This is a genomic window from uncultured Microbulbifer sp. (genome assembly GCF_947504145.1).
In the GTDB taxonomy this organism is placed as follows: Bacteria; Pseudomonadota; Gammaproteobacteria; order Pseudomonadales; family Cellvibrionaceae; genus Microbulbifer.
Genome location: NZ_CANNGQ010000007.1, coordinates 1 through 22276, shown reverse-complemented (window position 1 = coordinate 22276; position 22276 = coordinate 1). Strand labels below are relative to the sequence as shown.

General features: G+C 53.8%; 20 protein-coding genes and 1 pseudogene. 15 read left to right on the top strand and 6 right to left on the bottom strand.

The genetic code is table 11. From position 1 onward, the window contains the following. Positions 1–104 precede the first annotated feature (104 nt). From Q1A74_RS17760 to sodC, 3 genes are all read left to right on the top strand, one after another. Positions 105–1202: a DUF2066 domain-containing protein gene (locus Q1A74_RS17760; RefSeq protein ID WP_299599496.1), complete on the top strand. Its 1098-nt coding sequence runs from the start codon at positions 105–107 to the stop codon at positions 1200–1202. A gap of 3 nt (positions 1203–1205) precedes the next feature. Beyond that, positions 1206–1940, top strand: coding sequence for a DnaA regulatory inactivator Hda (gene hda, locus Q1A74_RS17755; protein ID WP_299599494.1), 735 nt, complete (start codon positions 1206–1208; stop codon positions 1938–1940). A gap of 138 nt (positions 1941–2078) precedes the next feature. After that, positions 2079–2618, top strand: coding sequence for a superoxide dismutase [Cu-Zn] SodC (gene sodC / locus Q1A74_RS17750; protein ID WP_299599493.1), 540 nt, complete (start codon positions 2079–2081; stop codon positions 2616–2618). Here sodC and Q1A74_RS17745 read toward each other — a convergent pair. The 6 genes and pseudogenes from Q1A74_RS17745 to Q1A74_RS17720 all read right to left on the bottom strand — a co-directional run bounded on the left by Q1A74_RS17745 (position 2612) and on the right by Q1A74_RS17720 (position 11362). Next, positions 2612–3949 (bottom strand): catalase family protein, encoded by a 1338-nt coding sequence (locus Q1A74_RS17745; protein WP_299599491.1) that lies wholly within the window; start codon positions 3947–3949, stop codon positions 2612–2614. The two genes, sodC and Q1A74_RS17745, sit on opposite strands and share 7 nt — an antisense overlap. Beyond that, complete coding sequence (locus Q1A74_RS17740) at positions 3946–5976, bottom strand: di-heme-cytochrome C peroxidase (protein ID WP_299599489.1); 2031 nt, start codon at positions 5974–5976, stop codon at positions 3946–3948. Before Q1A74_RS17740 ends, Q1A74_RS17745 begins: the two co-directional genes overlap by 4 nt. A 145-nt stretch (positions 5977–6121) precedes the next feature. Further along, positions 6122–7738 (bottom strand): YadA-like family protein, encoded by a 1617-nt coding sequence (locus Q1A74_RS17735; RefSeq protein ID WP_299599487.1) that lies wholly within the window; start codon positions 7736–7738, stop codon positions 6122–6124. A gap of 21 nt (positions 7739–7759) precedes the next feature. After that, positions 7760–8059 (bottom strand): annotated as a pseudogene (locus Q1A74_RS18460) (hypothetical protein); the annotation flags it as partial. A 622-nt stretch (positions 8060–8681) separates the two neighbouring features. Then, complete coding sequence (locus tag Q1A74_RS17725; RefSeq protein ID WP_299599484.1) at positions 8682–10583, bottom strand: DUF885 family protein; 1902 nt, start codon at positions 10581–10583, stop codon at positions 8682–8684. Between the two features lie 197 nt (positions 10584–10780). Further along, positions 10781–11362, bottom strand: coding sequence for a Fe-Mn family superoxide dismutase (locus Q1A74_RS17720; RefSeq protein WP_299599482.1), 582 nt, complete (start codon positions 11360–11362; stop codon positions 10781–10783). A gap of 321 nt (positions 11363–11683) precedes the next feature. Between Q1A74_RS17720 and Q1A74_RS17715 the strand changes: the two genes are divergently transcribed. The 12 genes from Q1A74_RS17715 to Q1A74_RS17665 all read left to right on the top strand — a co-directional run bounded on the left by Q1A74_RS17715 (position 11684) and on the right by Q1A74_RS17665 (position 22065). Continuing rightward, positions 11684–12442, top strand: a complete 759-nt coding sequence (locus Q1A74_RS17715) for a hypothetical protein (RefSeq protein ID WP_299599480.1) — start codon at positions 11684–11686, stop codon at positions 12440–12442. A 198-nt stretch (positions 12443–12640) separates the two neighbouring features. Beyond that, positions 12641–14149, top strand: a complete 1509-nt coding sequence (locus tag Q1A74_RS17710) for a fumarate hydratase (RefSeq protein WP_299599478.1) — start codon at positions 12641–12643, stop codon at positions 14147–14149. A gap of 420 nt (positions 14150–14569) precedes the next feature. After that, entirely contained in the window at positions 14570–15190 is a 621-nt protein-coding gene (locus Q1A74_RS17705; protein ID WP_299599476.1) for a LysE family translocator, read from the top strand. Between the two features lie 121 nt (positions 15191–15311). Next, positions 15312–15551, top strand: a complete 240-nt coding sequence (locus Q1A74_RS17700; protein ID WP_299599474.1) for a hypothetical protein — start codon at positions 15312–15314, stop codon at positions 15549–15551. A 180-nt stretch (positions 15552–15731) separates the two neighbouring features. Further along, positions 15732–16178, top strand: coding sequence for a hypothetical protein (locus Q1A74_RS17695; RefSeq protein WP_299599472.1), 447 nt, complete (start codon positions 15732–15734; stop codon positions 16176–16178). A 699-nt stretch (positions 16179–16877) separates the two neighbouring features. Then, on the top strand, positions 16878–17405 hold the full coding sequence (locus Q1A74_RS17690) for a hypothetical protein (RefSeq protein WP_299599468.1): 528 nt from the start codon (positions 16878–16880) through the stop codon (positions 17403–17405). A gap of 142 nt (positions 17406–17547) precedes the next feature. Further along, positions 17548–17889: a hypothetical protein gene (locus Q1A74_RS17685; RefSeq protein ID WP_299599467.1), complete on the top strand. Its 342-nt coding sequence runs from the start codon at positions 17548–17550 to the stop codon at positions 17887–17889. A gap of 1083 nt (positions 17890–18972) precedes the next feature. Beyond that, on the top strand, positions 18973–19407 hold the full coding sequence (locus Q1A74_RS17680) for a hypothetical protein (RefSeq protein WP_299599465.1): 435 nt from the start codon (positions 18973–18975) through the stop codon (positions 19405–19407). 475 nt (positions 19408–19882) lie between these two features. Beyond that, the gene (locus tag Q1A74_RS18455) at positions 19883–20380 is read left to right on the top strand and encodes a GFA family protein (protein WP_367275428.1); all 498 of its coding nucleotides are present in this window, start codon (positions 19883–19885) and stop codon (positions 20378–20380) included. Between the two features lie 134 nt (positions 20381–20514). Beyond that, positions 20515–20946: a hypothetical protein gene (locus Q1A74_RS17675; protein WP_299599463.1), complete on the top strand. Its 432-nt coding sequence runs from the start codon at positions 20515–20517 to the stop codon at positions 20944–20946. A 120-nt stretch (positions 20947–21066) separates the two neighbouring features. Further along, entirely contained in the window at positions 21067–21420 is a 354-nt protein-coding gene (locus tag Q1A74_RS17670; RefSeq protein WP_299599462.1) for a hypothetical protein, read from the top strand. A 135-nt stretch (positions 21421–21555) separates the two neighbouring features. Further along, the gene (locus Q1A74_RS17665) at positions 21556–22065 is read left to right on the top strand and encodes a hypothetical protein (protein WP_299599460.1); all 510 of its coding nucleotides are present in this window, start codon (positions 21556–21558) and stop codon (positions 22063–22065) included. The last annotated feature ends 211 nt before the right edge of the window (positions 22066–22276 follow it).

Below are 22276 nucleotides of genomic sequence, written 5' to 3'. Positions count from 1 at the left end.
GAGCACACCATTTCCGGCGGCTTCCAAGCCCCAACTCCGGTGTGAATCGGCGCAGGGATGTGCATCTGTCTACATATATAAGAGGTAAAGGGGACTACGAGCCAATGCCATTGACCATGAACCCCCGGGTGCTGCTCTGTTTCTCGTTGTTGTTTGCGGCCCTGCTTCTGGCGCTGCCCACATCGGCGCGGGTGATGCCGGATCTGTACGAAGTGAACGAAGCGGTGCCCAGCCGCGGTACCACAGACCGCGCGGCGGCCACCAGCCGCGGCCTGGAGCGGGTATTTGTGCGGGTAACCGGCAATCAGAACGTGGGCAGCGACCCCAAGCTGGCGCCAGTACTGAAGCAGGCGCAGAAGTACGTGCAGGGCTATCGCTATGATACGCAGGACAATCAGCTCTACCTGCAACTGACCTTTGACCCCCAGGCGGTCAACGATCTGGTACACCAGTTGCAGCTGCCCCTGTGGCCCAACAACCGCCCGGGAACACTGGTGTGGATGGCCGTGGATACCCTGCAGGGGGGCCGCGATAGCCTGCGCCAGGAAGACTACCCTGAACTGTTCGGTCTGCTGGACGGACTGGCGATGGAGCGTGGCCTGCCGCTGGACTTCCCGGTAATGGATCTCAACGACCAGCGCAATATGCCTCTTGGTGCCCTCTGGGCCCAGGACGAGGGGGCGGCCCAGCGCGCCGGTGTGCGCTACCGCCCGGATGCCACCCTGATGGGGCGTCTGTTGCAGACCTCTGGTCAGCGCTGGCAAGCCAACTGGCTGCTCATACACGGTGGCCGCAGCTATGCGTTCGATGCCAGTGGCGCTTCCCTGGAAGAAGTCGCTCTGCGCGGGGTCAACGAAGCGGCCAATCAGCTCGCGGAGCGCTATGCGGTGCGCACCGACGACACCGGCGTGGCGAGCGCGGTGCTGGTGGAAATTTCCGGTATTCGCAGCTTTGCAGACTATTCCAAAGCCACCAGCTACCTGCAAGGGCTTGCACAAGTGAGCAGTTCAGACGTGCTGGCGGTGAACGGTGACCGCCTGACCCTGGCACTGACCACCAGCACCCAGCTGGAGTCCCTGCGCGATGTGCTGGCGCTGAACCGCAATCTGCAGCTGGCCAAGGACGATGGGCTGGTGGACCTGACTGGTTACCGCGCCCCCCTTGGCAGCGCCCAGAACCCGTTGCGTTACAGCTGGCAGTAATCCGTGTCTGATAGCAGTCAATCTGGTGGTGTGCCACAGCAGCTCTCGCTGGGGGTCTCCCTGCGTGACGACGCCACCTTCGCGAATTTTTTCCAGTCTCCCGACGACGGCAATCGCCAGGTAGTCGGCCTGCTGCAGGCGTTCGCCAGTGGCGACAACGCGGAGCAAGCGGTCTACCTGTGGGGCGAGCCCGGCGGCGGCGTCACACATCTGTTACAGGCGGTTTGCCAGGTGGCGGAGAATGCCGGGCGCAGCTTTCAGTATCTGCCGATGTCAGAACTGATTGAAGCCGAGCCGGAGGTGATCCTCGAAGGGTTGGAGTATCTCGACCTGGTGTGTATTGACGATCTGGAGCTGATCGAGGGGCGGCCGCACTGGCAGACAGCCCTGTTTCATCTCTACAACCGTCTGCGAGACAGTGGCCGCCAGTTGATTCTGGGAGCGCGAAAGTCGCCCAGGGGCCTTGAGCTGGATTTGGCCGATCTGCATTCCCGCTTGCAGTGGGGGCTTACCTTCCAGCTGCATCCCCTGAGCGATGCCGACAAGGTCTCTGCCCTGCGTCAGCGCAGCCGCCTGCGGGGCTTCGACCTGCCGGAAGACGTGGCCCAGTACATCCTGCACCGGGCGCCGCGTGATACTCGCGCATTGTTCGCCTGCCTGGAACAGCTGGACCGCGCGTCGCTACAGGCCCAGCGTAAGATCACCATTCCCTTTGTCAAACAGGTTCTCAACATCTGAGTCTGTTTGGCCGCAAGGCCGTGCGTCCGCCCGGCCTTGCGGTCATTTATTTCTACCAAATACTTCTACACTGTATTCGTTGACGTGAATTTATCCGCCGGCAGGCTCGCGGCCGTCGGCGTGTAGTGGAGGAGTTCTATGTCCCGAATTATCCGAAATTGTTGGTTGCGCTGTGGTTTTGCCGCGGCCCTGATGGGGTTGGCGGTGTCCGCCAGCGCTGAAACCGTGGTCAGTGTGCTGAAGCTGGACAGCAGGGGGGTGGGCTCCATGCTGGGCACGGTTACCATCTCCGAAAGCCCGTATGGCCTGGTATTTACGCCCAATCTGAAGGGGCTGCCAAACGGTGTACACGGCTTCCACCTGCACGAAAACGGCAGCTGCGAAGCAGCGGAAAAAGAGGGAAATATGGTGGCGGGGCTGGCGGCCGGTAGCCATTACGACCCAAACAAGACCGGCAAGCACGGCTTCCCCTGGGGCGATGGCCACCTGGGTGACCTGCCTCCGCTGTACGTGGATAACGATGGCAACGCGATGACCCCGGTACTCGCGCCGAGGCTCAAAGCCTCAGACCTGAAAGGCCGCGCGCTGATGGTCCACGCCCATGGCGACAACTATTCCGATCAGCCGAAACCCCTGGGCGGCGGCGGTGCGCGCATTGCCTGTGGGGTGATTCAGTAGCTGGCCTCAGCGGTGTCATTTCTCGCTTGGTGGTAATCACCGCAATCACTGCTGGTTGCACTGCCATCTGCGGGGCGGTACTGCCCGTCGAAACAGCGCGGCAGCGGCCAGCGGGGTTTGCGGATTCTGAGGCCCTGGGTTTCGGAGCAGGGCACCTCGCTGCCCGGTAGACACCAGTCGCCGGGTTCCTGCTGCGGTGCATGGTTTTTCTGGTGGCGGTATTCTGAAACCGCGTGATACACCAGCCGTCGCGCGCGGTTCAGACTGCCCAGTGGTTCCCATTCGCCCACGCCCCGCCAGGGGTTCATCGACAGGTTCTCGCAGAATGTCTGTTGGGTCTCGTCGGTAATTTCCTGTGGTGGAATATGGATGCGTGCCACTGGGATAAACGGCGATTGGGATTCCTCCCAGATCACCGTGCCGTCATCCAATGGCATGTCCGATTCGCTGGCGTCCGCCAGGCGCGGTTGCACCAGAAAATCGAAACAGGCACTGCCAGTCGTCAGTGTCTCCACCATTTTTTCCGTAAGAAAATTCTCACCCTTCTCCGAGTGCTCGGCGCTACTCGGGTAGTCGCTGCCGGCACAGGGGCGGGTGGAATACTTGATCGGGTTTTCTCCAAGCCGGTACGGCAGCATGGAAAAGTATTGCTCGCCCAGGGGCGTGTCGATAGTGGAGGAAACCGTCTGGTAGGCTCGCCACAGTTCTTTTAAGTGCAGGCGCGGTGGCCATGCACTGATAAACCAACCGCGGCGATCCAGCTTGGCCAGGTGCTGCATATTCTCGGCGTAATCGTAGATATTGCGATTAAAAAACGCCGGGGTATTGGTCATGATGAAGTCCTGGTTCGCCAAACCTGACTCGCCAAGCTCCGGTGCAATCGGTGTACCGCCGGTGTTCATCACTTTTACCGCCATGCCCCGGGCATCGCCTTTGCTATCCGGTTGCACCTGCATATCGCCATTGGAAAAGCGAATCCAGGCCTGGTAGCTGCGCCCGGGGTTGGAAAAGATCGAGTGCCGAAACTCGCCCGGGATATCGCCATTAATCTCAAATTCCGCCCGCACGCAGCCGGTGGCCTTGGCGTGGGCGTCCCGCCGATAGTGATTGCCATAGCGCGGGCTGTTGAGTTTGTGGGCCGCCGCAGAAATCTCCCAGGCTGATTGAATAGCGGAGACGATTGCCGCCTGCTCAGCCTCGGAAATATCCATGCCGAGGGTATTCAGTTTCAAAGCCTGCGATTCCGAATGCATTTTCGCAGGTTGCTCACTCGCCATCAGTGGCTGTACACAAAAAGTAATCGCACTGAGCAGTAAGAGTTTCCATTTCACTGGTCGGCCTCCTGGCTTGCCAGCTGCGGTGCACCGTGGCGGTAGGGGGGGCGGTAAGGTTGGCAGGCCTGTTCGCCGATGGCGCTCGCCGGAGGCTCGGGGTACTGGTCCCAATTTTGCGGGTCACCGCCCAAGCGTTCGGCGAAATCCGGGTTGCCCATGACCTTGAGGTATTCAATCAGTGCCAGGCGCTCGTGCTCCTTGAAGCGCCGGCCGATGCGCCCGGGTACATCGGCATCGGTAAACTGGTGGCCACTGTTGCTGTTGCCAGTTTCGCGGGTATCAAACTCGAAATTCCCCGGGCGCAAATCCGTCACGTAACCCAGTTTCTGCGGGTTGTATTCCCGGTGCCCAACGCCGAAGCGCACCGGGCGCGCCTCGCGGGGGGAAAGCAGGTCGTAAATCGTGGGGATGGCGCCATTGTGCAGGAAGGGCGGGGTGGCCCAGACACCGTGTAGCGGGCGCGCTTTGTACGCGGCTCTGTTGACGATGCGGAAGGGCACGTTCAATCCGTCGTAGTCCGCAATCCCGTTGCCATCGCTGGAAATACCGCGGTTTTTATACAGTACTGGCACCAGCTGGTTCATCAGCAATTGCAGACCGTCGCCGGCGTTGACGCGGCGATTGATCGCGTCATCCGGGTCTGCGGGGTTTGCAGCAACCAAGGGGCCTGGATCATAGGTGTGATTGACAAAGTTCTCTGCGGCGGTCGGGTCGGTGCCAATGACCTCCACATCAATCCACGGAACCGCCCAGATGGACTCCCGCCAATCTTCCCGCACCGGACGATTGTATTCGTCATAGCTGACCTGGCCGGACATATCCCACTGCCAGTTGACGTCCCGTTGCCGGGCTGGGTTTTCGCCATCACCGGCGGCCAGTGTCCATTGGTAGGGATTGGTGGGGTGTGGGCCGTGGCAGTGGGCACATTGATCGGCGAACAACTCCTTACCCGCACGGGCGCGGGCGGTGTTGATCTCGCCCAGTACGTCTTCCGGCCACTTGGGTGGACGCAGTTTGCGCAAGGTAGTTTCGATGCACTGCATGCCTTCCACATCGATGGTGGACTGACCGAATTCGCCGTCCGGCAGTAGCGCGCCGTTGTCGTCGATCAGTTTGACCGGCGCCATCACACCGAGGCTTTCGCCCACATTGCGGGCCATGGCCTGGTTGGTAAAGCCGGTGTACTGCACCCAGTCGAATCGCCAGATGTCCCACAGAAACGGGTAACTCACCGGCGCATCCGCTTCCTTGTAGTTCTCTTCGATCCCGAGGTTATAGCCAAACACCACATTGCCAATACGGCCCACCGCATCGGTGCGGCCGCGGCCCTCTGTGGTGGGGAAGTTGTCACCCCTGCCCGGGCCCTGGGCGAAGTCGAAAAAGCGCTGGCGGAACGCGGAAAAATCCTGCTTCAGTTGTGCGCGTGCCTCGCGGTCCTCGCCGGCGATCGCATCGGCAAAGCGGTTCCACTTCAACAGGTTCACCTGCATTTCGGCGGTAGTGGCACCGAGGGAGTGGATAAATTCACCGAAGTCACTGGTGGACATCCCGTGAATCGCCTGGCCGCCATCGACCCGCAACGCGGTGCCTTTGTAATGCAGCTCACCGGTATGGCACAGGGCGCAGCCAAGGTCCAGGCGCTCGGAGTTATCTTCGGGGTTGGTATGGCTACCCATACCCACGGGGTATACGGCGCCGGCGTTAGATTTGGGGCTGTAGGTGGGGTCGATGATAAAGCCCCAGCCACGCATGTTTTCGGTGCTGGCGAGCTTTTCTTTGGAGAAGGGCAGCTCCAGCGCCTGCAACCACTCGAAATGCAGCCCCTGTAGCTCGGTGCCCTGGGGTGTGTTGTAAAACAGCTGGCGGTCTTCTTCGGTCCACCCCTGATCGAGGTAGCGCACTTCGGTAATGTTTTCGCGGGTGATGTTGGGTTCGAAGAATTTGTGCGCGAGGGTGCAGCCGGTCAGTACCAGCCCTGTACCGGCGAGCAACCACAGGGGAAGCTTGAGAAGGCGAAAGTCCATTTGCGTATCGTCCCGGGAAATCGATTATTGTTCTGGGGTGAGCGAAAGCTCAAAGTGACGCCCATTGTAAATGGGCGTGGCACAAAAGAAAAAGCCGGGACAGTAGTGTCCCGGCTTTTAGTACTTGATATGCAGAATGGTGTAATTACAGGTCGAAGCCAAAGCCGATACCGCCGCCGGCATCGTTACCGCTGAAGGCACCACCGAAGCTGATGCGGCCGTTTTCACCCAGCGGACGACCGTAACCGACGGATACGGCACTCTCACCATTCAGCCAACCGGCACCCACCGCAATACGTCCACGGCACTCTTTCCAGTCGCGCCAGTTTTTACATTCCGCACCGCCGGCATTGATTGCGGATTGCTGCATTGCGATGCCCATGGCACCGATGCGATCCACACGGTCGTCCATGCGATCCAGGCGGCGATCAAAGCCATTCATTCGTCCATTCAGTTCCTGCAGGTTCTGGAAGTTGAAACCGGCAATCTCGTTGATGCGATTGTCGGTGTAGCGGTGCGCTTCCGTCACCGCATTGCGGGTACCGTTGGCTACCTGCTGATTAGTGTATGTATTGGCCTGTTGCAGTGTCTGCTGGCTCACCTGATTGGCGTGGTTGCGGGCACTTTGCAATGCACTGGCAGCACGCTGAGCGGCATTTTGATTGGCTTTCTGCAAGGTATCGGTGGTTTTCCTATCGGTATACTGCTGAGACATCAATCCTTGCTGGTCGGTTAGTTGCTTTGCTTTTTGGTTGGCTTGGTTAACCGCGCTATTGACCGAGTTGTCGGTATAGGTATTCGCCTGTTGCAGAGTATTCTTGTCGCCATCGCTAATCTTCTGCATCAGACTGTTGTTGAGAGTGTTTACCGAATTATCGGTGTACTGATTTGCCTGATTGAGGGTATCCGTCAAACCGCTGTTCAGTTGATTTACATTGACGCCGTCAGTACCGTTTTGTCCTTCGGCGAGGTTGGTGATACGGCGCTCGGAGCCCGCGCTCCCGACGGATACTGTATTGGCCGTATCCGCCACAGAGCCTGCGCCAAGTGCGACGGAATTGTTTGCGGTAGCAGATGCGCCGCTACCTAGTGTGGTGGCACCTGCTGCCTGTGCGCTAGCGCTCTGACCAATGGCAATACTGTTTTCGCCGTTGGCGCTACTACTGTTGCCAAATGCCGATGATCCCGTTCCGTTGGCATTTGCATTGGCACCAACAAGGGTCGCTCTTTCACCTTGTGCCGTCGAGTTGTGACCAACGGCCACGGAGTTGACGCCTGAGGCGAGCGATCCGCGCCCGAATGCCGCAGCATTGTTACCGGAGCCTGTAGCCCCAGCGCCCACAGCAACAGATGATTCCCCGGATGCCGTGGCCGTCTCGCCCACAGCGGTTGAGGCTGTTCCCGAGGCTTCTGAGAGCGCACCCAATGCGGTTGCGGCACTACCAGACGCAGTAGCGCCCTGACCGGTTGCCGTGGTATTGGGCGCGGTAGCGGAAGCATTGCTACCCAGCGTTGTAGCACCGTCTGCCTGAGCGCTGGCGCTCTGACCAATGGCGATACTGTTTTCACCGTTGGCACTGCTGTTGTTGCCAAATGCCGATGCCCCATCACCGTTGGCATTTGCATTGGCGCCAACAAGGGTCGCTCTATCACCTTGCGCGGTCGAACTGTTACCTACAGCAACCGAGCTTTGCCCGGAAGCTTCTGCGTCTGTGCCAAAAGCGGCGGCATTGTTGCCGGAGCCTGTTGCCCCAGAACCCACAGCTGTGGATGAATCCCCAGATGCGGTGGCCGTCTCGCCCACAGCGGTAGAGGCTGTTCCCGAGGCTTCTGAGAGCGCGCCCAATGCGGTCGCGGCACTGCCAGATGCAACAGCGGCTTGGCCGTTTGCCGTGGAATTGTCTGCGGTAGCCTGGCTGCTACCACCGAGTGCGGTTGCATTCGTGGCCGTTGCCCGGCTGTGAGCACCCAAGGCTGTTGCTTCTGTTTGTGCGGCTATTGAATCCGTGCCCACAGCAACTGAATCTTCTCCGGATGCATGAGTTTCAGTGCCAAAGGCACTGGCGTTTGCTCCAGTGGCCATTGAGCTGTTTCCCACAGCGGTGGATCCAATGGCGGAAGAGTTCGCGGCTGCACCTACCGCGGTGGAGCTCTCTCCGGCTGAATTAGCAGTGAAGCCAATAGCTACTGACGAACTGCCACCTGCATTTGAATTGGTCCCACAGGCGACGGAGTTTGACCCGCCAGCGCTGCCCCCGCCATTTTGAGATGGGTCCTGATCATCGCCACAGACAAATTGCGCCTGTGCTGAGCTGGCAGCGAGTATCTGCAGGACAGCCACGGCGAAACAGGCGGAAATGGCTTTAGCGAGTTTGTTGTGGGAACAGTGATCCGCTTTCTGCGCGGCCGCCTGTGGTCTGATATCGCCCATCGTCGAGCTCCCTGGCTTGAAAAAGAAAATGCAATGAAATCATGGTTGGTTGTTTTTCAGTCAAGCGTATGAGGGGAGTGCCGGCAATGGTTTGGCAGCAGAGTTTCTGCAATGGCGTGCAAAGGAAGGATTTAGGCTGGAATCGAGGTGCTAGTCCAGCAGAGAAGCAAACTTGTCAATTGAATGGGGATAATTGGTCCGAGCCATTTTGACAAAGCCGCCACTCATGTGAGTGGCGGCTTTGGCTTGTTTTTGGGATGGGTTACGTCAGAAATCAGTTGGCGGCTTTTTTCTGCTCAACCCACTGGTCGACCAGCTCTTCCAGCACATCCAGTGGTACCGCGCCATTGGCCAGCACCACATCGTGGAATTCACGAATGTCGAACTTGTCGCCCAGTGCCTGTTTGGCATTTTCGCGTAGCTCGACAATTTTCATCATGCCGATCTTGTACGCGGTGGCCTGGCCGGGCATCACGATGTAACGCTCGATGGCCTTAACCACATCTCCCTGGGGATTGGGGCTGTTTTTTGCCAGCCAGTCGATGGTTTCTTCGCGGGTCCATTTTTTACTGTGCATGCCGGTATCGACCACCAGGCGACAGGCGCGCCACAGCTCCATGGCCAGGCGGCCAAAGTCGGAGTAGGGGTCTTTGTAGAAACCGATTTCCTTCGGTACCAGTTCCGAGTAGAGGCCCCAGCCTTCGGTATAGGCGGTGTAGCCGCCGAACTTGCGGAAGCTGGGAACGTTCTCCAGTTCCTGCATGATGGAGAGCTGCATATGGTGGCCGGGGATACCTTCGTGGTAGGCGAGGGCCTCCATCTGGTACACGGGCATACTGCTCATTTTGTACAGGTTGGCGTAATAAATCCCGGGGCGGGAGCCGTCCGGTGCCGGGCGCTGGTAGAAGGCTTTACCGGCGGATTTCTCGCGGAAAGGCTCGACCGCTTTCACCACTAGGTCGGCTTTGGGCTTGGTGATGAACAGCTCGTCCAGTCGACCCTTCATTGTGTCGATCAGGGCGGTGGCTTCTTTCAGGTAGCGTTGTTTGCCCTCTTCGGTTTCCGGGTAGTAGAACTGTTTGTCGGTGCGCATGAATTCGAAGAATGCCTGCAGGTCACCGTCAAATTCCACCTGCTTCATGATCTCGCGCATTTCGTTGTGAATGCGATCCACTTCTTCGAGACCTTTCTGGTGGATCTCGTCTGCGGACATATCGGTGGTGGTGTAGACGTTCAGCCGGTGCTGATAAAACTTGTCGCCGTCCGGCAGCTTCCAGGCACCGTCGTCGGTGGTGGCTTTTTTCTCCAGCTCGCCGAGGTAACCAATCAGCTTTTCGTAGGCGGGTTTGACGCTGTCGAGCATCGCGGTTTTGGCTTTTTCGATCAGCGCGGATTTCTCTTCGTCGCCGATTTCCAGCTTGTCGACCTTGCCCTTAAAGTCGGCAAACAGGGTACTGTCTTTACCGTCGTCGTAGGGCGCGCCGGTAATCAGATTCTGACCGTCGCTGATCACGTAGGGGAAGACAAACTTGGGCACGATCACGCCTTTATCGGCGCGTTCTTTCAGGTTGGCAATCAGCTGGTCGAAATGCGCGGGCAGGCCGTTCAGGCGAGAGATATAGGCTTCCGCATCGGAGATGTCGGTTACCCGGTGCTGGTTGATCAGCAGGGAGGCGACACTGGTGTGGCCTGCGTACATCTGGTTGACCGGATAGGTGTGCAGGCGCCACTTGTAACCTTCGATATCCTGTTCAAGATTTCGAATGGCGAGATTCAGGGAAAGCAGGGTAGCGCCGTCGAGTTTATCCGCATCGATTTTCTTCAGGGTTTCGAGCTGGCGCTTGTTGATCTCGTGGGTTTCTTTCTGGAAACGGGGGGAGATGTCGTCCCACTTGCCGTAGTCCTCTTTCATACCCAGAAAGGTTTTGAACTCAGGGCTGCGGCTGACGTGAGTTTGGAACTGATCTTCGAATAGCGCGTTGGTCTTGGCGATGACATCCGCGTCGCCGTTGGTGGATGTCCCGTTGTCGGCAGCGGTACTGCTCTCGTCACCCTGACTTTGTACGCTCTCTGTAGCAGGCGTTTGTGCTTCGCCTGCGTCTTTCTGTTCCCGGTCGCATCCGGTCATGGCCAGGGTGCTTATGGCGGCGGCCAGCAACGTCATCTTCAGCTTCATGTTGTGCTCTCAGCGTCTGTTATTGAGGAATGTTTGCTCTGTGTAAGCGAATGGTGTTGTAACCATAACCCCGGCAAGATGCAAATTCCGTGCGAGAATACAGACTGGCGCAATAAAGCAGTTGTGTGGCGGAGAGGTATAAAAAAAGCGGGCCAGTGGCCCGCTTTCGCGTCTGCTAACGCTTACCCGATTTGATATCAGGCGAAGTTCTTGTTCACGAACTCCCAGTTGAGCAGTGCCCAGAAGGCTTCCATGTACTTCGGACGCGCATTGCGGTAGTCGATGTAGTAGGCGTGCTCCCAGACGTCGCAGGTCAGCAGCGGGGTAACACTGCTGTCGGTCAGTGGAGTTTCGGCGTTGGAGGTGTTGACGATGGCTACGGAGCCGTCGGCTTTTTTCACCAGCCAGGTCCAGCCGGAACCGAAGTTGTTCACGGCGCTTGCAGTGAACTCTTCTTTGAATTTCTCGAAGGAACCGAACGCGGTGTTGATTGCTTCGGCAACGGCGCCAGTGGCTTCGCCACCGCCATTGGGGCTCAGGCAGTTCCAGTAGAAGGTGTGGTTCCAGATCTGCGCGGCGTTATTGAACACGCCACCGGAGGAGGACTTGATCACCTCTTCCAGAGATTTTTCAGCGTCCGGAGTACCTTCCAGCAGGCCGTTCAGCTTGTCGACGTAGGTTTTGTGGTGCTTGCCGTAGTGGAATTCCAGGGTCTCTTTAGAGATGTGCGGCTGCAGCGCGTCCATAGCATAGGGAAGTTCGGGGAGAACATGTGCCATGTGATATTCCTTCCTTTGTCCGGGACCTGTACCGACCCAAGTACGGTAGCAGGTCAGTTATTGGTGGCCCGCATTCTACACCCGCTTGATGTCATTATTAAGCCACCGGGCAGGCCAAAAAGGTTCCAATTTCAACAAAACGTGGTGCTATTTGTGGATAATTTTCGCGAATGATTATCAATGACGAATCGGTCGGGATTTTCTGTTGTCCTATTCTGATAACTGGACCCGCTTACTTTTTCGTCAATTTTTGGTATAACTGCCGCAGATTTCTACCGATCGCTGGCCCACTGGGCCACATCTTCAACGCAGGACAACAACATGCAACGCAGAGAGCCCACATTCGATGGCAGCAGCGCATCCTCTATGGACCCTCAGATCCCCAATGGCCCGGCTGGTGGCCGGCAGCGCTATAGCGCGCCGCCGCCTTCCGCAGCAGCCCCGGCTGCCGAGTCAGCTTCTGGTGGTGGATCCTCCTTCCTCGCTATCGTAGCGCTATTGCTGGCGCTTGCGGGTCTTGGCGGCGCCGGCTTCCTGTACACACAATGGCAGGACACCCGGGTACAGCTACTGGATGCGGAAGCGCGCATCGTGCAGCTGGAGAAGCGCTTTGAGATGTCTGGCGAGGAGTCCGCGGCATCGGTTGAGGTGCTGGGTGCGAAGGTGAAAGAAAACGCGTCTGAGGTCCGCAAACTGTGGGGTGTGGCTTACGATACCAACCGCAAGAGCATTGCCGCTAACAAGGCCACTGCAGACGCGGCCAAGAAGGAAGTGGCAGCACTTGCCGGCAAGGTGAAAGGTTTCGAGAGCAGCCTGAAAAAAGTGGCGGCCCTTGAGAGTGAGATCACCAAGTTGAAAGAGTCCACAGTGAGCGCATCCCGCGATACCAAAGACAAGGTGGCCAGCCTGGAGCGCCAGCTATCTTCCGTGCGTGCCGACCTGACCGCCCGAGTGGGGGCCAATGAGGAAGCGGTGCAGTCCATCGACAGCTACCGCCGCACCGTGAACAAGGATCTGGTACAGCTGCGCGATGCCATTCGCAGCCTGCAGTCCAGTTCGACCACGGCCTCTGCTCCCTGATGTTTACGCCCTAAAACAGGGCAAAACGTAGGGGTGTTCCAGTGAGCGGCGACTTCGGTCGCCGCGAATCATTCTCATTCCCTGTTTTGTCGCTTTCGCGGGTCATTTCTCGTATTCCTTCTTTTCGCCTAGTCCAACACCTTCAGCCAATTCGTGTAAAATCGCCGCCTTCGAGACGAGAGACAACCGGAGCCGGCAATGACGACAATCCGCCAGGACGACCTGATCGACAGCGTGGCCGACGCGCTGCAGTTCATTTCCTACTATCACCCACAGGACTTTATCCAGGCCCTTAATCAGGCCTATGAAAAAGAGGCCAATCCCGCGGCGAAAGACGCCATGGCCCAGATCCTGATCAATTCCCGTATGTGCGCCCAGGGCCACCGCCCAATCTGTCAGGACACCGGCATTGTGACCGTGAAACTGAAAGTGGGCATGAATGTACAGTGGGATGCGGAAATGAGCGTGACCGACATGGTCAACGAAGGCGTACGCCGCGCTTACAACCATCCGGATAACGTACTGCGAGCCTCCATCCTGGCAGACCCGGACGGTGCCCGTAAAAATACCGGCGACAACACACCGGCCGTAATCCACTACGAAATCGTCCCTGGCGATACCGTAGATGTTTACGTGGCGGCCAAGGGCGGCGGCAGTGAAGCCAAGAGCAAGTTCGCCATGTTGAACCCGTCCGACTCCGTAGTGGATTGGGTACTGGATATGGTGCCTAAAATGGGTGCCGGCTGGTGTCCGCCCGGTATGCTCGGCATTGGCGTTGGCGGTACCGCGGAGAAGGCCATGCTGCTGGCCAAAGAATCTTTGTTAGACCCCATCGATATTCAGGACCTGCAGGAGCGCGGTGCTTCCAACCGTGCCGAAGAGTTGCGCCTGGAATTGTTCGACAAGGTCAACAAACTGGGCATCGGTGCCCAGGGCCTGGGTGGCCTCACCACCGTGCTGGATGTGAAGGTAAAAGACTTCCCCACCCACGCGGCCAACAAGGCCGTGGCGATTATTCCCAACTGCGCCGCCACCCGTCATACCCACTTCACCCTCGATGGCTCCGGTGCTGCACGCCAGACCCCACCGAAGCTGGAAGACTGGCCGGAAATCACCCGCGAAGCGGGCGGCAACACCCGTCGAGTCAATCTGAATGAAGTGACCGCGGAAGACGTGCAGAGCTGGCAGCCGGGCGACACTCTGTTACTGAACGGTAAGATGCTCACCGGTCGCGACGCTGCACACAAGAAAATGGTCGACATTCTGGCGAAAGGCGAGAAGCTGCCAGTGGACCTCACCGGCCGCTTTATCTACTACGTGGGACCGGTAGATCCGGTTCGCGAAGAAGTGGTTGGCCCGGCCGGCCCTACTACTGCCACCCGTATGGATAAATTCACCCGTACCATGCTGGAAGAAACCGGCTTGCAAGGCATGATCGGCAAGGCCGAGCGCGGCCCTATGGCCATCGATGCCATCCGCGATAACAAAGCCGTGTATCTGATGGCCGTAGGCGGCGCTGCTTACCTGGTAGCCCAGGCGATCAAAAACTCCAAAGTCATCGCCTTCCCGGAACTGGGGATGGAAGCCATCTACGAGTTCGATGTGGAAGATATGCCGGTGACCGTAGCGGTGGATAGTAGTGGTGAATCGGTGCACAACACCGGTCCTGTGATCTGGAAAGCCAAGATCGAAGAGGGCACCGTGTAAACGTCGCTCGCTATATTCCATGCCATAGTAAAAAGCCGGTTCCAGTTTTGGAGCCGGCTTTTTTTTGCCTGAACGGATGTGCGCTGCCATCACCCTACACAAGCGTAATGACACCCGCTAAAGGAACGTTTTAACAGTATCAATGCCAGATTCAGCAGCCTATGGCTTGTGTGCAAAGTGTGAGATAAGCTAACTTATTGAATTTAATACGGTTAGGGCTGAACAATTGAGCCATTTTAATTTATGAAACATAAGCCTCAGGCTTCTTTTGCTTAGGATCAGGCCCGCGTGGTTGTCCCTAAAGTATTGATTTTAAATGGCTTGTTTTATATCGGATATCTTACGCGCCGGTGAACACATGCCAGAACAACAAAAGCCCTAGGCGTATGAATAAAACTGTTAGGCTATTTAGAGAAATTAATGAACATCGAAGCTTGGCTAGCATTTACTGCAATTGCATCCGTAGCAACCATCGTGCCTGGACCGGCGATGCTACTGGTCGCCACGCATAGTTTGAGATTCGGGATTCTTCAATCTCTAAAAACTATCTTGGGTAACATTACAGGTCTAGCAATTCTATCGAGCATATCTGTTGCGGGCTTAAGTGCACTAATTCTATATTCTTCAAGCGCTTTTCTGGCAGTTAAAATTATAGGAGCGCTCTACCTCACATACCTTGGAATCAAAATTTGGCGAAACGGTGTCTCGCCTATTGATCTTGAAGAGTCTGGTTCAAATCAGCGTGGTCGCTTCTTGTATCTGCAAGGTATAGCTGTTTCTCTTTCAAATCCTAAAGCTATAGCGTTTACAACTGCGCTATTCCCTCAATTTATTGATCTGAGCGAGGGCGTACTTTTCCAGTTTTCTATATTATTGGGGACTTTTATGGCTTTATCATTTATCTGCTTAAGCGCATGCTCAATAATTGCACACAAAGCATCGCGTAAAGTTTCAAAGAATTTATCACTTAATTTGGGTAAAGTATTCGGTGGCAGTTTAATTGGCGCTGGCGGTTTGCTGCTAGTTTCCAAGCACCAGTAGCCTAACAAACAGCGGCAGAGCGACAGCCAACGCTACGCACCTTTTGTGTTACTCGCTGGCGCTCAAACATTAACACAAAAGGCGCTCCGCGCTGGCTGCGCCTGCGCTGGGCGTTAGGCAAGTGGCCAAAGTCATGGAGAGATATAAATACAATATTTTTGGCAGGGAAGTTCTGATTGAGAGAAGCCAAAATCGCTGGGCAACTTTCTATCAAGGTTCAGAAGGTAAGCGCCGAAATGCTGGAATATTTGTTCCACCAGAAATTACGGAAGCTGAGTTAACTCAGTATCTGTCAGATCTTTGTCATGAGTGGGCAACTGAAAGGCATCCATCAGTGGTACGCCTGGGTGAAAATAAGTAAATTGGCATTCGTAGGGCATCCTGCCTAACAATTACGGGCAGTGAAGCTACGGCCCTTCGGGCCTCCGCGGGACGGCTTACCTTATGCACGTTTTGCGCGGTCGCTTCGCTCCCATTTTTGCGCAAAACGTGCATAAGGTAATCCGCCCCTGCCGTGGGCGTTAGGCAAAGGAATCTGCCAATGAAAGAGAATGGAAATAATTTTTTAGTTTTGGGCGCTATTTTTTGTGGATTAGTTGCAGCGGTCCATATTGGTTGCGCAATTTTTGGCGGAGATTGGTATCGAGTGCTCGGAGCTGGTGAGCAATTGGCAGAAATGTCAGAGCAAGGCCATTGGTATCCTCCAGTCATAACGCTAGTTATTGCATCAATTTTTATTATTTGGTCACTTTATGCATTGTCTGGCGCGAGGAAAATATTACGGCTACCGTTCTTACGGACAGTATTGTGTATAATTTCCGCAGTTTTTATATTCAGAGCGTTAGCTTTTCTTATAATAATGCCTTTATTTCCGGGGAATAGCCTAGCTTTCTGGATTGTAAGTTCCGGTATCTGCTTCGGCATCGGAGCGCTTTACACAATAGGTTTAGTCCGTGCCTGGCCGCAACTCAGTGCCAAGAGTGCCTAACAAACAGCGGCAGAGCGACAGCCAACGCTACGCACCTTTTGTGTTACTCGCTGGCGCTCAAACATTAACACAAAATGCGCTCCGCGCTGGCTGCGCCTGCGCTGGGCGTTACAAGGCAAAATGAAGCACATACTAATTCCAATAATTGGCTTTCTTGTGGCGCCACCTGTAGGAGCTTTGGCTTGGGTACTACTGGAAGGTGGTGCTAGCGAAATTTTCTCGGGGATATCCGCGTGGGCTGTAGTTATTAGCATTATCCTTGGCGTTGTTCTGGGTGTGCCCATCTATTGGTTTCTTCGAACAAAAAAATTGATCACGTTATTCTACCTTTCTGTAGGTGGTGCGTTAATTTCAATGTTTCCTTGGGTGTTACTTAGCTTTCCTGGTAGTACTACAAGAAGCGTTGTGGGCCAAACTGTCATCATAGAAAATGGGGAATACACAATAGAGGGCATTGTCTACCAAATTAAATTCATAGCTCAATTTGGATTTTGTGGTGCAATATCCGGGGTTGTGTTCTGGCTCATCGTCAGAAGCCTTGTAACAATGCCAGGCAGTAAAGCTCCGGGCCTTCGGCCCTCCGCGGGACGTCCTACTTTGTGCACTTTGTTGCGCGGGTCGCTGCGCTCCCATAATCGCGCAACAAAGCGCACAAAGTAGGCCGCCCCTGCTGGCGGCGTTTAACCCTCAAGGAGAATCATGAAGCATCTAAGCATATTTTTAATTCTTGCATTTACTGCTTTTTGTAAATCTGCTTTCGCTTGTTCCTTTGGAGGTTCTGATCTTTTTAAACCTACCTTGGAACGCTGGGAAGAGCATCCAGGACCAGCTCAGAAAGGTGAGAAAGGAGATTACTGGGAAAAAGTTCCAGCACCGGTAGTAAAGGTTTCAAGCATCACGAGGGGTTCTGCTAAACCGGGAAGTTCGTGCGACGATGCAGGAGTTATCCTTTTAGATATTTCGTTGCCGAACGAATCGACCTATTCAATTGAGGAATTTGCTGTCTATTTCCGTGTTAAAGAGGGGCAGCTACCGGATGCTATATTTCCTGACGTTCCGCTAGTCGGTGAGTATAAAGAAGGGAAAATGACGCTGTTACTTGCGTGGCTGGATGGGCATCCATCGCGTCAAATACCTCTTGATTTAGAGGTAGAAGCATTTTTTGTTACCAACAGCCTTAACATTGGTGAGTCTACCATATTCAATATTGTGGCAAGCAAGGGTTAACAAGGTGCTGCAGCCGACGTCTTACTTTGCGCATTTTTTGCGCGGTCGCTGCGCTCCCAGTTTCGCACAAAAAATACACAAACTAAGCCGCTGCTGAGCACGGCGTTATGCGTCTGAGTTACTGCTAGATCGAGAGTAAAAATTGAAATTATGGAAATGGGAAAAAGGTAGGCAAGAGAGCGGGTACGAGAAATTTTTCGTGCTTGGGTCTAAATGGCCAATTCCTTTTGATTTCTACATTCTTCGGTTCAAAGAGGGCGCTGAAATTCCGCCCCATACGGATAAAGTTGCTGCGGGTAGTCACTACCGTTTGAATGTCGTTGTAAAGAATGCAAGATCTGGTGGAAAATTTGTGTGCAAATCACCGATCTATGAAAATTCTAGGGTTAAGTATTTTCGACCTGATCTTTCAGAGCATTCCGTTTCAAAGGTAGTCTCTGGTACGCGCTACGTACTTAGCTTTGGCTGGGTGCGTCACGCATAACAATCACGGGCAGTGATGCTCCGGCCCTTCGGGCCTCCGCGGGACGGCTTACCTTATGCACGTTTTACGCGGGTCGCTTCGCTCCCATTTTCGCGTAAATCGCGCATAAGGTAAGCCGCCCCTGCCGTGGGCGTTATGTGTTGTCTATGAATGACTTTCGAGTATGAAATTGAAGTATTTAGGATGGTTATTTCTGCTTCCTGCACTAGCTGCAGCTACCTATGAATACTTCAGCCTAAATCGGGCCATTGAGTCTGAGACAACACAATTTGTAAGTGGAAAAGTTTCAGCTCTTCGGACCTACAACGGGTATTCATCCTTTGAGGTGGAGGGCGTGAAATTTCGAATGCAGTCTTTGATTCCCTGCATTGATCAGAGAGATAAGATTCAGGATGGCCTAGAAGTGAGTATTAAGTTCAAGTCAATACTAAGGTGGCCGGGAACCCTTGAGAGCTATGGGTGCATTATAGAAATCGAGTATATTGGTGAATTAAAGAGCAAGCCGACTGGTCAGATGTCCCGAGGCACATAACAAACAGCGGCAGAGCGACAGCCAACGCTACGCACCTTTTGTGTTACTCGCTGGCGCTCAAACATTAACACAAAATGCGCTCCGCGCTGGCTGCGCCTGCGCTGGGCGTTATGCGTATGAACGAGAAATGTCGTACTTAGCAAAAGTTGAATTTCTGAAAGTAAGTGACCCAAATTGTAAGGTTAAGTACATGACCGGAATGAGGCCTGCTCTCAGTTATCAAAATAAAGAGTTGTGGGGATGTCATATACGCTTGTTGTCATGTGATGAGGCTGAACCGGGAGCATTCGTTGATGCTGAGGTGCACTTTTTAACTCCAGGTGCTCATGTGGATAAAATTGAGAATGGCCTAGAGTTCAATTTATATGCGGGCCCCTGGTACATCGCGCGAGGTAAATTCGTAGACCGGAGCTAGGCACGCATAACAATGCAATGCAGCCGACGTCTTACTTTGTGCACTTTTTGCACGGTCGCTGCGCTCCCATTTTCGTGCAAAAAGTACACAAAGTAAGCCGCGGCTGATCGCGGCGTTATAAGTTGTCGAGGAAATTTTGAATTACATAAAAAAACTGATTTTTATATTTCTTGTGTTTTTCTGTTCAGCGTTAGTAGCAGCCGATGACCAGAAAAATCTTGATGATTTTGTAAGTCGGTTTAAGTCTGCGGTGCAGTCTAAAGACCAGGAATCTCTTATGAAAATGAATTACTGGTCTGGATTATCTTCAGGGCAAAGGGAATCTATCGAAAATAGCTTTGTTGATCTTGCTCAGAAAGGAATTAAGAATTTAAATGTCCGGAAAATTGAAAATGGCTCTACTATAGAGTTTAAAAGAGGTGATTTGATTTTCGCGCCTAGTTTACCGCCAGTCGCTCAACTATTTGTAGAAGTCAACACAGACCAAGAGTTTAGAGGTGGTTATTCCTTCTACGTTGGCAGGCGAAATGGCGCAATGAAATTCTGTCATATCGTGCCAAAGAACTTATAACAAACAGCGGCAGAGCGACAGCCAACGCTACGCACCTTTTGTGTTACTCGCTGTCGCTCAAACATTAACACAAAAGGCGCTCCGCGCTGGCTGCGCCTGCGCTGGGCGTTAAGTGCTCTTTCGAGTCTGGTAGTTAATATTGAAGGTAGAATCAAAGATTGTTGAGGCTGTGGCTACTTTGCCGGCAATCGTTGTGATTGTTTTGTCTCTAAGTGCATTTTTGGAAGCTTCAGCAATTGTGTACTTGGTCATCGTCTTCCTGGTTTTCGGAATCATGGGCACTGCGTACCAAAAATTTGTTGTAATTCGCTATCTAAACGGCGGTGTAGCAGGAATCCTTCTACTTCAGTGGCTACTAGGGCAAGTCGTAGTTGGCTCTCTATTGTTTGTCTCGTTATGGTACTTTGGAGCTGGCACTTAACAAGGCCGGGCAATTCGCTCCGGGCCTTCGGCCCTCCGCGGGACAGCTTACCTTGTGCGCGTTTTGCGCGGGTCGCTGCGCTCCCATTTTCGCGCAAAACGCGCACAAGGTAAGCTGCCCCTGCCGGCGGCGTTAGGCAATGGAGTAAATTCAGTGAATAAAGGCAGCTGCCATTGTGGAAGTGTCTCGTTTCAAGTCGATAAACCGCTCGCCAAAGTTTATAAATGCTACTGCGAAACGTGTAGAAAATTGAGCGGCAGCGCATTTTCTGTTGTTACTAAAGTTCGTAAATCCGACTTCAATATAATTCGTGGGCAAGATTTACTTCATGTCTATGAATCAAAGCCTGGCAAGAATCGGTACTATTGCAAGAAGTGCTGCTCCCCAATTTTTGTAACAGTCGAAGATCAGCCAGAATATCTCAGAGTTCGCTTAGGTGTACTTGATGGGGAGCCAAAAGTGGAAATTGCAGGTCATATCTGGCTTAGTGAGAAGCCGGAGTGGCAAGAAATTAGTGACTCCCTACCAAAGTTCAGTGGGTGGAGTGCCTAACAATCAGCGGCAGAGCGACAGCCAACGCTACGCACCTTTTGTGTTACTTGCTGGCGCTCAAACATTAACACAAAAGGCGCTCCGCGCTGGCTGCGCCTGCGCTGGGCGTTATGCTCTACACGCGGAACAAGCCAATGAATGACCGATCGGATATAGTGATTGAATCAATTTCAGGGCTACTTGTTTCTCATGCATGGCGTGGTCACGGATCGGCAATTTTTATTGAAGTAGGTCAGCTAGTTAAGACTAAGAGCCAGAATAACCCGCAGGGCCAATTCTCAATAATGCTTGATTGTGGATGGAGAATTGAAGATTTAAATAAAATTCTTTGTGGTAGTAGTAATACTAGTGCAGAAATAGAAATATCTATTTCTAGTCTGGTAGGAGAAAAGGTTCTGTCTATAGAGTCGGTGGGGGCCTTGCCAGAAATTGTTATAACATTTGCATCGGGTAAAAGGGTTCTCTCATTTACATCTATTGTGGGGCAGCCAGAATGGGCTATCTGTACCCCGAATGAAGGTTGGATATCGAGTGATCACGGGGCCATTGTAAGAAATCAAGCATAACAATCAGCGGCAGAGCGACAGCCAACACTACGCGCCTTTTGTGTTACTCGCTGTCGCTCAAACATTAACACAAAAGGCGCTCCGCGTTGGCTGCGCCTGCGCAGGGCGTTATGCATCGAAATGAAGTACGTATTCGACAAAATAGAGATTGAAGTAATCCGCCATGGCGTCGTAAAGGTATATTTCCTAGGACGTAGTAAAGGTGATGAATTCTCCCTTTCATTCCAGAGGAAAAATAAATGGGGGAGATTTCTCTCTAGGTGTGAAGTCGCTCAGGATCTTCCAAACATCGTTATGAGAAGAGGTTGGCGCGGGCTAAAAATTAGCTTTGATAAGAAAGAGGGAAAATTCTATCAATTTACTCTAGTGAGCTGGCTGCGCCCGATTTTGTATAAAACTCAACCAATGCAGTACGTTAGCGTGGAGACTACTAATCAATTCATGGTGGCCGCGAGCGCTGCGCAAAATGCATAACAAACAGCGGCAGAGCGACAGCCAACGCTACGCACCTTTTGTGTTACTCGCTGGCGCTCAAACATTAACACAAAATGTGCTCCGCGCTGGCTGCGCCTGCGCTGGGCGTTAGAAGCCCGTACAACTGGATTTACTATGAGCAACATAATTTCTATAGCAGAAAGAAAAGTACAGAATGAAATGGATCGTCTGCTAGAGGAAATGGCTGGGGAACTTGAGGCAATGCTTAGGAAGCATTCGGCGGAAGGAATACTCCGTTCAGGTAACACCATCAGGCAGGCAATGAATTTGGTTGGAAAGAAATCAGAAGTTCTTCGGGACGTGGTCATTAAACACTCACAATGGGTTGTTACCGAGTCGATTTATGTGCCCATCATAATTGCGGAAGAATTAGTTTCTATAAGCGATAGTATTTTCAATATTCTTATGGATGAGTCCAGGCCAGTAATGAAAAGAGCTACTGAAGTTTCCGGTCAACCAAACTTGTTCGCTAGAGTCTATCCGGACGTTGAAGAATCAATTAATAGAAGCTCTGGTGAGGCTAGGCTAGAGATCGAAGCGATTGTCGCATCAAACCGAAGTCGAGGCGTAAAAGGTGCGGCGAAATTTGTTTTCTCTGGCCTTTCGAAGTTATGGGGCGCATAGCTTCTAACAATCGCAGGCAGTTTGCTCCGGCCCTTCGGGCCTCCGCGGGACGCCCAACGCTATGCACATTTTGTGCGGGTCGCTGCACTCCCAGTTTCGCACAAAATATGCATAGCATTGGTCGCCCCTGCTGCGGGCGTTATGCATCAGAAAGTTCACGAACATGACAGAGTCAGATTGGGAAATATTTAAAGAGATTCGAGAGAAGGCA

Bases quoted from the DNA above. Each gene is read 5' to 3' on its own strand.
- Q1A74_RS17760 (WP_299599496.1), top strand. From the start codon at position 105: ATGCCATTGACCATGAACCCCCGGGTGCTGCTCTGTTTCTCGTTGTTG.
- sodC (WP_299599493.1), top strand. From the start codon at position 2,079: ATGTCCCGAATTATCCGAAATTGTTGGTTGCGCTGTGGTTTTGCCGCG.
- Q1A74_RS17740 (WP_299599489.1), bottom strand. From the start codon at position 5,976: ATGGACTTTCGCCTTCTCAAGCTTCCCCTGTGGTTGCTCGCCGGTACA.
- Q1A74_RS17725 (WP_299599484.1), bottom strand. From the start codon at position 10,583: ATGAAGCTGAAGATGACGTTGCTGGCCGCCGCCATAAGCACCCTGGCC.
- Q1A74_RS17720 (WP_299599482.1), bottom strand. From the start codon at position 11,362: ATGGCACATGTTCTCCCCGAACTTCCCTATGCTATGGACGCGCTGCAG.
- Q1A74_RS17715 (WP_299599480.1), top strand. From the start codon at position 11,684: ATGCAACGCAGAGAGCCCACATTCGATGGCAGCAGCGCATCCTCTATG.
- Q1A74_RS17710 (WP_299599478.1), top strand. From the start codon at position 12,641: ATGACGACAATCCGCCAGGACGACCTGATCGACAGCGTGGCCGACGCG.
- Q1A74_RS17705 (WP_299599476.1), top strand. From the start codon at position 14,570: ATGAACATCGAAGCTTGGCTAGCATTTACTGCAATTGCATCCGTAGCA.
- Q1A74_RS17695 (WP_299599472.1), top strand. From the start codon at position 15,732: ATGAAAGAGAATGGAAATAATTTTTTAGTTTTGGGCGCTATTTTTTGT.
- Q1A74_RS17690 (WP_299599468.1), top strand. From the start codon at position 16,878: ATGAAGCATCTAAGCATATTTTTAATTCTTGCATTTACTGCTTTTTGT.
- Q1A74_RS17675 (WP_299599463.1), top strand. From the start codon at position 20,515: ATGAATGACCGATCGGATATAGTGATTGAATCAATTTCAGGGCTACTT.
- Q1A74_RS17670 (WP_299599462.1), top strand. From the start codon at position 21,067: ATGAAGTACGTATTCGACAAAATAGAGATTGAAGTAATCCGCCATGGC.
- Q1A74_RS17665 (WP_299599460.1), top strand. From the start codon at position 21,556: ATGAGCAACATAATTTCTATAGCAGAAAGAAAAGTACAGAATGAAATG.